The organism is Pauljensenia sp. C0170B4, from assembly GCF_056590235.1.
Genome location: NZ_JBWPVS010000003.1, coordinates 283,346 through 295,378 on the forward strand (window position 1 = coordinate 283,346; position 12,033 = coordinate 295,378).

At 57.6% G+C, this 12,033-nt stretch carries 12 protein-coding genes and 1 pseudogene; 4 read left to right on the top strand and 9 right to left on the bottom strand.

What is annotated here, in order from left to right; genetic code table 11:
• Positions 1 to 10: 10 nt before the first annotated feature.
• From trxB to AC1EJ1_RS05520, 4 genes are all read left to right on the top strand, one after another.
• Complete coding sequence (trxB, locus tag AC1EJ1_RS05505) at positions 11 to 1,063, top strand: thioredoxin-disulfide reductase (RefSeq protein ID WP_070726062.1); 1,053 nt, start codon at positions 11 to 13, stop codon at positions 1,061 to 1,063.
• Entirely contained in the window at positions 1,060 to 1,416 is a 357-nt protein-coding gene (locus AC1EJ1_RS05510) for a thioredoxin family protein (protein ID WP_070726064.1), read from the top strand. The genes trxB and AC1EJ1_RS05510 overlap by 4 nt, the downstream gene beginning before the upstream one ends.
• Before the next feature lie 123 nt (positions 1,417 to 1,539).
• Entirely contained in the window at positions 1,540 to 2,859 is a 1,320-nt protein-coding gene (locus AC1EJ1_RS05515) for an aminotransferase-like domain-containing protein (protein WP_480293940.1), read from the top strand.
• 91 nt (positions 2,860 to 2,950) lie between these two features.
• Positions 2,951 to 3,910: a D-alanine--D-alanine ligase family protein gene (locus AC1EJ1_RS05520; protein WP_058237594.1), complete on the top strand. Its 960-nt coding sequence runs from the start codon at positions 2,951 to 2,953 to the stop codon at positions 3,908 to 3,910.
• A gap of 72 nt (positions 3,911 to 3,982) precedes the next feature.
• Here the strand turns inward: AC1EJ1_RS05520 and AC1EJ1_RS05525 are convergent, their stop codons facing one another.
• The 9 genes and pseudogenes from AC1EJ1_RS05525 to rpmH form a co-directional block, all read right to left on the bottom strand.
• On the bottom strand, positions 3,983 to 4,639 hold the full coding sequence (locus AC1EJ1_RS05525; protein WP_480293744.1) for an HAD family hydrolase: 657 nt from the start codon (positions 4,637 to 4,639) through the stop codon (positions 3,983 to 3,985).
• Positions 4,640 to 5,057: 418 nt separating this feature from the next.
• Entirely contained in the window at positions 5,058 to 5,972 is a 915-nt protein-coding gene (locus tag AC1EJ1_RS05530) for a ParB/RepB/Spo0J family partition protein (RefSeq protein WP_480295508.1), read from the bottom strand.
• Between the two features lie 1,015 nt (positions 5,973 to 6,987).
• The gene (locus AC1EJ1_RS05535) at positions 6,988 to 7,872 is read right to left on the bottom strand and encodes a ParA family protein (protein WP_092649023.1); all 885 of its coding nucleotides are present in this window, start codon (positions 7,870 to 7,872) and stop codon (positions 6,988 to 6,990) included.
• A 48-nt stretch (positions 7,873 to 7,920) separates the two neighbouring features.
• Entirely contained in the window at positions 7,921 to 8,610 is a 690-nt protein-coding gene (rsmG, locus tag AC1EJ1_RS05540) for a 16S rRNA (guanine(527)-N(7))-methyltransferase RsmG (protein ID WP_285015407.1), read from the bottom strand.
• Positions 8,611 to 8,761: 151 nt separating this feature from the next.
• Positions 8,762 to 9,265: pseudogene (locus AC1EJ1_RS05545) on the bottom strand (Jag family protein); the annotation flags it as partial.
• A 93-nt stretch (positions 9,266 to 9,358) separates the two neighbouring features.
• Positions 9,359 to 10,729, bottom strand: a complete 1,371-nt coding sequence (yidC, locus tag AC1EJ1_RS05550; RefSeq protein ID WP_480293745.1) for a membrane protein insertase YidC — start codon at positions 10,727 to 10,729, stop codon at positions 9,359 to 9,361.
• The gene (gene yidD / locus AC1EJ1_RS05555; protein WP_480293746.1) at positions 10,719 to 11,129 is read right to left on the bottom strand and encodes a membrane protein insertion efficiency factor YidD; all 411 of its coding nucleotides are present in this window, start codon (positions 11,127 to 11,129) and stop codon (positions 10,719 to 10,721) included. The genes yidC and yidD overlap by 11 nt, the downstream gene beginning before the upstream one ends.
• Complete coding sequence (gene rnpA / locus AC1EJ1_RS05560) at positions 11,126 to 11,500, bottom strand: ribonuclease P protein component (protein ID WP_480293747.1); 375 nt, start codon at positions 11,498 to 11,500, stop codon at positions 11,126 to 11,128. Before rnpA ends, yidD begins: the two co-directional genes overlap by 4 nt.
• 7 nt (positions 11,501 to 11,507) lie before the next feature.
• On the bottom strand, positions 11,508 to 11,645 hold the full coding sequence (rpmH, locus tag AC1EJ1_RS05565; protein ID WP_083314406.1) for a 50S ribosomal protein L34: 138 nt from the start codon (positions 11,643 to 11,645) through the stop codon (positions 11,508 to 11,510).
• Between the last annotated feature and the right edge of the window lie 388 nt (positions 11,646 to 12,033).

Here is a 12,033-nt window from a genome sequence, read left to right on the forward strand (position 1 = left end):
AAGGTGCATCATGACTGATTTTTCCGTCTCCTCTATCCCCTCTATCAACGCAATCAGCCTGGGCGACAGTCAGGCGGACGATGCAACGGCCCCTCAAACCGCCGACCAGGCCACCGAGGCTACACAGTCTCACACAGACGGCACCGTTCATGACGTCATCATCGTCGGATCAGGCCCCGCCGGATACACGGCAGCTGTCTATACCGGGCGCGCCGGCCTGAAGCCCATCGTCATCGCAGGTGAACTGGACGCAGGTGGCGCCCTGATGAACACGACGGACGTGGAGAACTTCCCCGGTTTCCCTGAGGGTATCCTCGGGCCCGAACTCATGGAGAATATGCGTGCCCAGGCCGAACGCTTCGGTGCCGATATTCGTTTCGAGGATGCCCGCAGCGTCAGCCTCGAGGGCGACGTCAAGACCGTGACACTCGATGACGAGACACTGCAGGCTCGCACCGTGATCCTTGCGACCGGCAGCGAATACCGCCACATGAACGTGCCAGGTGAAGATGAGCTTTCCGGCCACGGCGTCAGCTACTGCGCCACCTGCGACGGCTTCTTCTTCAAGGACAAGGACCTGGCGGTCATCGGTGGCGGCGACTCTGCAATGGAAGAAGCAACCTTCCTGACTCGTTTCGCACAGTCCGTCACGATCGTTCACCGTCGCGACGAACTGCGCGCCTCCAAAGTGATGGCAGACCGCGCCAAGGCTGACCCGAAGATTTCCTTCGCGTGGAACTCGACAGTAGCCAGCGTCGAGGGCGACACCGAGGTGGAAGGCCTCGTTTTGCGTTCCACCGTTGACGACTCTGAGACCACCTTGCCCGTCCAGGGCGTGTTCGTTGCGATCGGACACTTGCCACGCACCGACATCGTGCGCGGCCAGATTGACCTGGATGAAGCCGGTTACATTACCGTGAACGAGCCGTCGACCCACACATCACTGCCTGGCGTATTCGCCTGCGGTGACGCAGTGGACCACATGTATCGTCAGGCCATTACGGCAGCGGGATCAGGGTGCCGAGCCGCCCTCGACGCTGAACGGTACCTGGCAACACTGTGAAGCGTGTCGACCTGCGTGAACTCGACACGCTCCTTTCCGACGACCGCATCGTTTTCATTGCATGCCTGGCCCACTGGAGTCCCGAATCGCGCATGGTTGAGCCGGTTTTCGACGAACTTGCAGGTGAATTCGCTGCAGATGTCACGGTTGTGGCTGTCGATACCGACGCCCCGCAGTTCGTCACCTTTGCGAAACGATGGCATGTGACGTGGGTTCCCAGCGCCGTCCTGATCAATCCGTATGACGACGAGCAGCCCACCCGCACGTGGGATGGTGCGCAACCGAAAACCGAGTTGCGTCACGGACTGGACAGTGCTTGCGCGATGAAACATCGGCGCGCTAGTGTGACCTGATTCATCATATGTCGCCTCACGAGTGTCACCGTTACTGACCGTGTGTGAAGTGGTGGCACACTGGTGATAGAACGTGTGATCAGCACTTGCGTAGCACAATGGAAGGAAATCGTTGTGAGCCAGATGCCCGGCCGGGAAGCCGCTCAGCATGGAAACCGTCTCGACCCATGGTTTGACCATTATGCCGAGCGAGCTCACAACCTGCGCGCCTCTGAAATCCGCGCGTTGTTCTCGGTAGTGTCGCGCCCCGAAGTTGTCTCACTGGCTGGCGGCATGCCCAACCTGAAGGACCTGCCTATTGAGCGCCTGGCTGACTCGGCGCGCGACTTGATCGCACGCAACGGCTCGGTCGCCATGCAATACGGCTCCGGTCAAGGCTGGGAACCGCTGCGCGAACAGATCTGCGACGTCATGTCCTATGACGGCATCGCAGGTGCCGACCCCGATGACGTTGTCATCACCACCGGTTCGCAGCAGGCCCTGGACCTTGTTTCCGAATTGTTCATTGACGAGGGTGACGTTGTCATCGCGGAGTCGCCGTCATATGTGGGAGCCCTTGGTGTGTTTCGTGCGCGTCAGGCCGATGTGGTGCACGTCGACATGGATGCCGATGGCATCATTCCGCAGGCGTTGGAGGATATGATCCACTCTCTGCGTAAGTCTGGAAAGACGATTAAGTTCCTGTATACGATTCCGAACTTCCACAACCCAGCGGGCGTGACGCTGAGCGAGGAACGCCGACCGCACATCGTTGAGATCTGCCAGCGTGAACACGTGCTGATCGTGGAAGATAACCCCTACGGACTGCTCGGCTTCGGGTCAGATCCGCTTCCCGCATTGAAGTCCTACGCACCGGAAGTCGTGGTCTACCTGGGATCGTTTTCCAAGATGTTTGCACCGGGCTTCAGGATCGGATGGGCCTACGCACCCCACGCAATCCGCGACAAACTGGTCCTGGCCAGCGAGTCAGCGATCCTGTGCCCCTCGATGGTGGGTCAGATGGCGATCGGCGGGTACCTGGTTGATTACGACTGGTACAGCCAGGTCAAAACCTTCCGTTCCATGTATCACGAGCGTTGCGACGCAATGATGAAGGCGTTGGCTGAGTACATGCCGGACTGCACGTGGACACATCCTGAGGGCGGCTTCTACACGTGGGTCACGCTGCCCGACGGCCTGAACGCCAAGGCGATGCTGCCGCGCGCGGTGCGAGCCCAGGTCGCTTACGTGGCCGGAACTGCCTTCTACTATGATGGGCGTGGTACCAATCACATGCGATTATCGTTCTGCTACCCCACTCCCGAGGAAATTCGCGAGGGTGTGCGACGTCTGTCCACTGTGGTCAACGCTGAGAAGGAGCTGGTGGACATGTTCGGTGTCGGGTCGGTCCCTGCGAACGCGCACATCGATGTCGAGCCCACACTGCCGACTTCAGATAACTGAATAGGTCCGTGAACCTGCCTGAGCGCACTGTTCACACCACTCACGTTCTTTGACAGATATTGCCACGACTACCTCAGGAGGTATCGACGCTATGACTCGTCAGACAGATCACCCACAACGGGTCTTGATCATTGCAGGTGGACTTACCCACGAGCGCGACGTGTCCGTGCGGTCGGGCCGCCGCGTGGCATCCACCTTGCATCACCTGGGCCACAAGGTATGCGTGTGCGACCTGGACAGTGAATTGCTGACAGGTATCAAGGATTTTCAGCCCGATGTGATCTGGCCGCTGATTCACGGCTCCCTGGGCGAGGACGGATCCTTGCAGGGCTTGCTCGAAAACCTTGATATTCCCTTCGTCGGGTCGAACTCGGCTCAGGCCATGATGGCGACCAATAAGCCCACAGCCAAGAGCCTGGTTGGTTCATCGGGTTTGAACACTCCCGGATGGGTGACACTCCCTCAGCAACTTTTCCGCCAGGTTGGCGCCTCCGGTGTGCTGGATTCACTGGATCAGACAATGCACTACCCGGCGATCGTGAAGCCGGCTGATGGTGGATCGGCCCTGGGTCTGTCGAAAGTGACCTCGGCTGAGGAGCTGCGGCTGGCGCTGGTTGACGCCTTTGCCTATGGTGAGCGCGTCATGATCGAGAATTTCGTGGAAGGCACCGAAGTTGCCGTCTCTGTTCTTGACCTGGAGAACGGGCCCACGGCCTTGCCGCCTATTGAGATCGTCACCGATGACGGGCGTTACGACTACGATGCCCGCTACACCACGGACAGCACGGAATACTTCGTGCCCGCTCGTCTTGATCAAGAGGTTCTCGATCATGCGCAGGAAACAGCATTGGAGATCCACGCTTTGCTGGGATTGCGTCACCTCTCCCGCATTGACGTGATCGTTGATCCTGCTGGAACTGTGTGGTTCATCGATGCGAATGTGGCACCCGGAATGACAGACACGTCGTTGTTCCCTCAGGCTGCAGATGCGCAGGATTCATTCAGCGCGGTGTGCGACCGCATCGTGCATTTCGTGGCCTCAGATCTGTGAGGTTGTGGTCGGGCGTGCTTTCCGAAGGCGCCCTCGTCACTTCAGCACTTCAGCGAGTGTCTGCAGCTCGTGTCAGCTCGCTGCGACGCATTCGTCGAGCAGGTTGAGGTTGACCAGCGCCTCACGCGCGGTGGCTGGGTCGGTCCACTGAATGGTGTGCATTCCTGCCAGTGTGGCGGCGCGAATATTGGGCTGTCGATCGTCAATGAAGAGAATGTTGTCCGCTGGCACCCCTGAACGGGCGATTGCTTCTTTATAAATGCGTTGTGCCGGCTTGCACACGCCCAGCGGAGCGGAGAATGTGAAGTGGTCGAAGGCCTCAGCCCAGGACAGTTGCGGGAAGCTGTCGGCAATCGCGTGCGGCGCGTTGGACAGGATCCCCAGGTTCATTCCGCGGGCTTTCAGTTCGCATACGAGTTCGAGGGCGTCCGGGTCAGGCAGGTCGAAGCGTGTAATGTCTTCCTGGACGAGAGCGGCGATCGTGGCATCGCTGAGTTCACCCAATCCGCAATCTCCTGCGACGTGGTCCCAGAATTCACGGTCTGAACAGCCAGCATCGTAGGCATCACGGTGGAACCAGATGGAATGATCAACCAGCTTGACGGTGTCTGACGGGGTGGTATCCATATTCATGACCTGAGCCATCTTCGCCGCATCAGGTCGGTGTGTGACAAGCACACCACCAATGTCGAACAATACGGTGCTGATCAGGCACTGCGCATTCCCCATTGCTGCTTAATCTCCTACTGGACCGGTGGACGGACTCACCGCTGGTTGCGCTGGTAGCGTTTCCGGCAGCTCACCCGTATTCGTATCGCTGCTCTGATTGTCTCCGTTTTTCAGATGTAATGGGATAGTTTGTGATCATTCACACCGGCTTCACGAATAGTATCGATCACAGTCTGCGGCGCACGGCCGGTGAATTCACGGGTGCATTCCTCGGCGCCTTGCGCCACCGCATCACATCATCACGGTGTGACAGCGTCATGGCACCATGCCGCTAGCGCATAGCATGACAGCGCGACACCCATATCATCTCTAGTGGTCTAGTCCTCAAGACTCATTAACCCATCCTGAGACGCTTGTTGACAATAAATGTCGGCATCACGATCGCGCACGTGCGGCCCTGTCTATATCTGCGTACGCGTTACCTGGCCTGTGCGCGCAGGACTGCTGCGATGCGTTCCAGGTCCTGTGCGCCGGCAAACTCAATGACAATCTTGCCTTTGGTGCTGCCTTCGTTCACCGTTACACGGGTATCGCACAAATCAGACAGTTCCGCTGCCACGTGGCGCCCCAACTCAGAGAGCTGCTGAGGTTTGCGGATGCGTTGTACCCGTGCAGGCTTAGGCTTGTTGAGCCGAGCGATTTCTTCCGTCGTCCTCACCGAGAGCCCTTCTGCTACGATTCGGTCAGCCAGCAGCTCCATTTCATCTGGTGTTGACAACGAGAGCAGGGCTCGTGCGTGGCCAGCAGAGATCACGCCCGAAGCAACTTTTCGCTGCACGGCGGGTGGGAGTTTGAGCAATCGCAAGGTGTTGGCAATCTGCGGACGCGATCGTGCAATGCGCCTTGACAGCTCTTCCTGCGTTGCTCCAAAGTCCTCCATCAGCTGAGCATAGGCCGAGGCTTCTTCAAGTGGATTGAGCTGGGCGCGGTGGAGGTTTTCCAGCAGGGCATCTCGCAGAAGGTCTTCATCTTGGGTCCTTCGGATAATGGCGGGAATGGTGTCGACCTCAGCGATTTCAGAGGCGCGCAGACGTCGCTCTCCCATGATGAGTTCATAGCGCGCTTCCGGCTTTTCCTCGATGTATTCACGCAATGTGTCAGGCGTATCAGACGTGATTTCGATGGGTCGAATGACAATCGGCTGCAGCACCCCGACTTCTCGAATCGAAGCGGCCAGTTCATTGAGGTCATCTTCGTCAAAAACGCTCCGAGGCTGACGGGTATTCGGCACAATCCACTGAGTTGGAATCTCAGCAAAGGTCGCACCGGGAACTTCGACCAGGTCAGACTTCTCGTCACCAGTACCTGCGTGACCAGCGTCTGATCTCGGCACTGCTTCTGCGTTATTTGATCCCGAGTTTTCTTTTGGCGCGTGATCTCCGTCAGGTCCTGGCGAATCGGCGGCCGACGGCGATGTTTCACGTGAAACACTCGCAGGTGTTCCTTCAAGGACCTCAGCAAAGAGCCGTGACCTCGACTGACCTTTACGAGGTGACGCACCCTCACCTTTTCGCGACACTGCGCCGTCATCCGATTGTGATTTGCGGGCTGCACCTTTTCTTGTTCCAGCAGATGTTACACGATTCTTTCTCGTTGAATCCTTGTGGGCGCGTTCAGAACCCAAGTTGCGGGACTGACTGGATGCAAATGCGTCCGACGACTCTGACACAACGGTTGTTGAATTCCCCGTACCTTCTGACTCGGGCGTGGTCGTGCCCTTCCGTGTGCGTGCTGTCCGACGTGACGAGCGCGGAGACAACAAATCTCGTTGTGACCCCCCACGAACTGGAGCATGGCTACCCGTATGCTCTGGAAATAAGACATCAAGCGGCCGCGACACCGAATGCGGATTTTCGCTCTGAGAATCTGGAATCAGTGCCGCCAATCCACGTCCCAGTCCTCCGTGCCGACGAGTCGATTTTCCTGAATCGGACGATTGATGTGCAGTGTCTTTCTTCCTGGCCATCGTTCCCAGCGCTTCACTTTCTTCGGTCGTATCGATGCTTTCGATTCTACAGTTCTCTGAGCGCCAACGAATGTTTCACGTGAAACATTGCTGTGAGCACATTCGATTGCGACCTTGTCCACCGTCCAAACAAAGAGCGCTCGATATCACGAGTTGCAGGAGTCCCTATCCACCATCATGTCGGGTTCACATCGCACCTGGTCATCCAACTTCACCGGGCTTTTGTCATCACTGACCAAACGGGCCTCTTCGTGAATGTTTCACGTGAAACATTTCCTGCATTCGCATACAACCTGACTCACTCACAGGCCCGCCACCCGCACAGACACTGGAACTGTAATTATCCTTCACAGGTCACGGCCACGCAAAATGACGCGATCAGTTACTTCTGTGCCCATCGCTGCGTCAACTCAAGCGCCGCCTTGCGGTACGCAATCGCACCGGTCGATCGCGGATCATAGGTTACTGCAGTCTGCGAGTAACTCGGCGCCTCGGAAATGCGAACGGATCGTGGGATGACGGTTGTCAGCGTGATCTCCCCAAAGTGTTCGCGCACTTCAGCTGCAACCTCTTCGCTCAACTTGGTACGTTTATCGACCATCGTCAGCACAATCGTCGAGATCCTCAACCGCGGATTGAGTTCAGATCGAATCCGTTCGATCGTTGACCATAGCTGGGTCAAACCTTCCAGCGCGTAATATTCGGTCTGAATCGGAATCATGACCTCGTCGGCACACACCAGTGCATTGAGCGTTACCAATCCGAGCGACGGGGGACAGTCAATCAGGATGACATCCACGTCACGGTTCACTGACAAGAACTCCGAAACCGCATCGGACAGCAAAAATGCACGACGCGGCAAATCCACCATTTCAATTTCAGCACCCGACAAGTCAATGGTCGATGGGCACACCCGCAAGCCTTCCACATCAGGGCAGTCCTGAATCACGCCTGCCAACGATGCTCCCTCCACCATCACGTCATAGATTGACGGAGTGCCCACGCCATGTTCTGCACCCAACGCCGTCGACGCATTTCCCTGGGCATCAGCATCAATGACCACAACATTCAACCCGCCAAGAGCCAGAGCTGCAGCAAAGTTGACGGCGGACGTCGTCTTTCCAACGCCACCCTTCTGGTTGGCAACGGTCATGACCACAGGGCGCTCTGGCCGCGTGAAGACCGCGTGCTCGAGCATACGAAGATCAGCATAGTTCTGCTGAAGACGCCGCGATAGGGGAGCGTCACCTTGCGTCAATTCGCTCATCTCAGCCTGCCTTCTTCTTGTCTACTCTGTCAGCCGCTGGTTCCGAGGTCACACATCGCGACGGGCAACGACCACATAGGTCGATTCATCTTCCATCACCGACGGTACTTCATGAACCTCAGCGAGGAGATGATGGCGCTTCAATTCGTTGCGTGCGTCCTCAACTTCGAGCGCAGCACGACGACCTTTCAACGCCACCAACTGACCATGAGGAGCAATCAGCTTGGACGTCATTCGCACGAGCTTCGACATTTTCGCCACCGCACGAGCCGTCACCACATCAGCACGACCCTTACCGCGCAGATCTTCCGCGCGAGCCTGGTGGATTGTCACATTGTCCAAACCCAGCTCATCGATTGCGTCCGCCAACCATTCACACCGACGCTCCATCGGCTCTGCCAAGTGAACGTCAAGTGATGGTTTACATATGGCAATAACTAGGCCAGGAAATCCCGCGCCTGAACCCACATCAAGCACCTGTCCACGCTTAGGCAGAAAATCCAATACCGCAGCTGAATTCACAATGTGGCGCGACCACAATCGTCCGGCTTCACGCGGTCCGATCAAGCCGCGCATCTCTCCCTCGTCAAGCAGCATGTCGACCAGGTGCTCCAATGCCGAGAAACTGGTACCGAAATACTCGCGCACAGCTTCGGTGGGCTCTTCGGGGATCACCAGGTCAGCGTCGCCGGTGCCGTCAGGTACACTACCGGCCGCAGGCGCCGCATCCTCACTCATCGTCGCGCTCAGCAAGTTCCGAGGTTGCCTCCGCTACATCAGAAGCCGGAGCAACAAAGTCGCCTTCCTGCAATTCCTCCAGAGCGCGCACCTCGTTAACAGATTCGTCATCGCTGTCTGAATCCTCGAAGTCCGCGTCGTCATCAACGTCGTCGCTCTCATCGTCACGCGGATCGGAGATCACGACATAGCGATGTGGATCTGCGCCTTCCGATTCGGAGTGCAGGCCAGCCTCGGCCACCACGTCGTGACACACCTTGCGCTCAAACGGGTTCATCGGTTCAAGCTTTTGCGGCTCACCCGTCGCATTCAGGCGGTTAATGGCCTCTTGTGTCAGCTCACGAAGCTGGACGCGGCGATCGGCACGGAAGCCCGCGATGTCCAGCATCAAGCGTGAGCGTTCGCCCAGCTCGGTTTGTACTGCCAGGCGCGTGAGTTCCTGCAGGGCGTCGAGAACTTCACCGTCCTCACCGACCAGGTTTTCCAGACCAGTCGCGTCGTCAGCCACGATTTCCACCGACGCGCGACCGTTTTCAACGTCGATCTCAATGTCACCGTCAAGATCGGCAATATCGAGCAGTTCCTCCAGGTAATCTGCCGCGACTTCGCCTTCTTCTTCCAGACGTGACAACGTTTCGTCTTTCTTCTCACTCATTGAGATGTCCTTCCGTGGGGCTCCACTTGTTCAGGTGCAGGGGATCGGCGGTGAGTGTCACTGTCGCTGTGTGTCAGTGCCACCACTTTCCGATCATTTTCTCTTCTTCTTCTTGCGTTGGCCTGGGTTGTTGCGTTGACTCTTGCGCTGTGCGCGGCGGCGTTCCACCTCTTCAGGGGTCAGCTCGCTCTTGGCACGGTCGCTCGCCTCGCGGCGAGCTCGCCGATTCTGTTCGGCACGTTCATGCTCGGCAGCCAACTGACGTTCCTTAGCTTCTGCCTGCTTGCGCTGTTCACGACTCATCCGTCGGGGCTGTTCACGCTTCGCAGCCTTCTCCTGGCGCACCACGCTGCGCTCCTTGGCACGGTGGACGCCACGCATCCACGTTTCGTCAGGCAACGTCGTCCACTCCTGCAGCGCCAGGTTACGGTATACGCCCACCACTTCACCCTCACTCATTGATTCAGGGAAGTTGCCGGCTACGCGCTGGCTCCTGGCCTTGCTCTTGATTTCCTTGAGCGATGTTTGGTTCAGCTGTGCGACAGCCTCAGGATCAGATCCGAGTTCCTCACGCTTGCGGTCGTATTCCTCGAAGTAAGGCTTGGCCCACTCCTTGTACCCACGTTCACGCTTGGCCAGCACGTCCTTGTAGGCCGGTGAACCGGGGGTCGGCATCACAGTCATCATCACCATCTGCTGGCCGAAGGTCCACGCGGTGGAGATCGACAGATAGATCATGATGCCCATCTGCACCACAAATGCCGTGAAGACAAACATCAACGGCATCAGGTACATCATCATCTTCTGGGTGCGCATCATCGGGTTTGATGAATCCTGAGCCTGCTGCGGCATGTTGCGTTCCATCGAGATCTTCATCGTCAGGAACTGCAGCACGACCATGAAGATGGCCAAGATGATGAAGACCGCCAGGCCCACACCCGTCGATTCGGTCAAGCGCCCTGACAGTGACACACCTGCCACCGTCGTCCGCTCGATTTCCTGAGCCAGCGCCTGATCGATCGGACCGATGTGGTCGCCAAGATTGAACGTTCCCTGCGCAACGGCACCCGCGTTCCACAGTGCGCGGTACATACCGAACAGAATCGGCATCTGAACCAGCAGCGGCAGACACGAGGCAAAAGGATTCGTCCCGTACTTCTTGTTGAGCGCCTGCATCTCCTCGCTCATCTTGAGACGAGATGCCTGGTCCGTCTTGCCCTTGTACTTTTCCTGAATCTTCTTCATTTCAGGCTGCATGACGGACATCGCTCGCTGCGAACGCAGCTGCTTGACGTACAGAGGCGTAATCAGTGCGCGCACCACAATCGTCAGCACGATGATCGACACGATCCACGCCACACCTGGCCCACCGCTCATTCCGAGCGCCACCAGCAGATCGTGGATCTTTACCCACACCCATGCAATCGCAACGGTAAATGGGTAAATGATCTTGTCAAACCACATGGACATCTCCTTCATGTGTGTCTCGCACAGGCGAATGTGCGCATGTCTCATCGATCGTATCGTGAGTGCACGAGGGCGACTCGTCACAATCGCTAAGCCCCATCACGGGGAAGTCATCGGGGTCCAGATAACCCGCCCAATCGTCAGGCGGAACCCAGGGGGGTGCACTCCACTGGCCTTGAAGCGGCACATGGTCGACACCGCCATTGGACCACGGGTTGCATCGCAGGAGCCGCCATGACGCCAGGATTGTGCCTTTGATGATGCCGTGAACTTCGATCGCACGCACGGCGTAAGCCGAACATGTGGGTGCGTACTTGCATCGTGGTGGCAAACCGGGAGAGATGAAGCGCTGGTAGAAACGTATGGGTGCCAAAGCGATGGTGCGCAGGAGGCTCATTTCTGGCCCCGTTGCTGCTCGCGTTCATCCCACTTGCGCCATGCCCGCGTCAGTGCCCGATCCAGGTTGACGCCCAGTGTGGCCGAGTCCTCACCCAGAGCTCGGTGCCCTGCGCGGACAACAATGCGCGCACCGTCGGGCTGGTCAGCTACTCGCGCGGCCATGAGGTGGCGCAGGCGACGCTTGATGGTGTTGCGTCGTGTTGCCAACGCGACTTCGCGCTTGGGCACGATGAAACCGACGAGGCGCTTGGAAGCATCCTCGTCGGTTCGGCAATGCACCACGACCATCGCATTACCGCTGCGAGAACCATGACGGATTGTCGTTGAAAAATCGGTCGAATCCACCATGCGATGCGCGCGCGGCAACACCGAAGTCTCAGGCAGAAAGACGTGCGCGGCCTTTGCGGCGACGGTTGGAGATCACCGCGCGACCTGCACGTGTCCGCATACGCAAACGGAAACCATGCGTACGGGAACGACGACGGTTACTGGGCTGATAGGTCCTCTTCACCATGACGCTACTCCTTGACGGTGGAACCCCTCGTTCCACTCTTCCTTTATTTCTTTCACCGCGAGTATCCACCGAGTTGTTCTCGCAGGACGATTCACGGCGTGCTCATGCGAGCACAGACAGATTTCAAGCGTAGGGGTTTGACCCAGAGCCGTCAACGCAATCGAGGCCAATTGTCACCGGTTCCACACTCCCAATTTTCGTCCACAACTGTGGACTGGCCCGTGGATAACTTTTTCCACATCCGTGGATTTCCACATGTTATCCACAACGGTGTAATTTACGGATTTTCCGCAGCATCTCTGAATTCGGCTTTGTAACTACACGTGTGTCATTTGCCAGCGTGTTTTCCACAGACCTTTCCCCAACTTGTGGATTACGCTCAGATCGA

Excerpts from the sequence above, each read along its gene's own strand:
- trxB (WP_070726062.1), top strand. The coding sequence starts at position 11 with ATGACTGATTTTTCCGTCTCCTCTATCCCCTCTATCAACGCAATCAGC.
- yidD (WP_480293746.1), bottom strand. The coding sequence starts at position 11,129 with ATGAGCCTCCTGCGCACCATCGCTTTGGCACCCATACGTTTCTACCAG.
- AC1EJ1_RS05525 (WP_480293744.1), bottom strand. The coding sequence starts at position 4,639 with ATGGGGAATGCGCAGTGCCTGATCAGCACCGTATTGTTCGACATTGGT.
- rsmG (WP_285015407.1), bottom strand. The coding sequence starts at position 8,610 with ATGAGTGAGGATGCGGCGCCTGCGGCCGGTAGTGTACCTGACGGCACC.
- rpmH (WP_083314406.1), bottom strand. The coding sequence starts at position 11,645 with ATGGTGAAGAGGACCTATCAGCCCAGTAACCGTCGTCGTTCCCGTACG.
- AC1EJ1_RS05520 (WP_058237594.1), top strand. The coding sequence starts at position 2,951 with ATGACTCGTCAGACAGATCACCCACAACGGGTCTTGATCATTGCAGGT.
- yidC (WP_480293745.1), bottom strand. The coding sequence starts at position 10,729 with ATGTGGTTTGACAAGATCATTTACCCATTTACCGTTGCGATTGCATGG.
- AC1EJ1_RS05515 (WP_480293940.1), top strand. The coding sequence starts at position 1,540 with ATGCCCGGCCGGGAAGCCGCTCAGCATGGAAACCGTCTCGACCCATGG.
- AC1EJ1_RS05535 (WP_092649023.1), bottom strand. The coding sequence starts at position 7,872 with ATGAGCGAATTGACGCAAGGTGACGCTCCCCTATCGCGGCGTCTTCAG.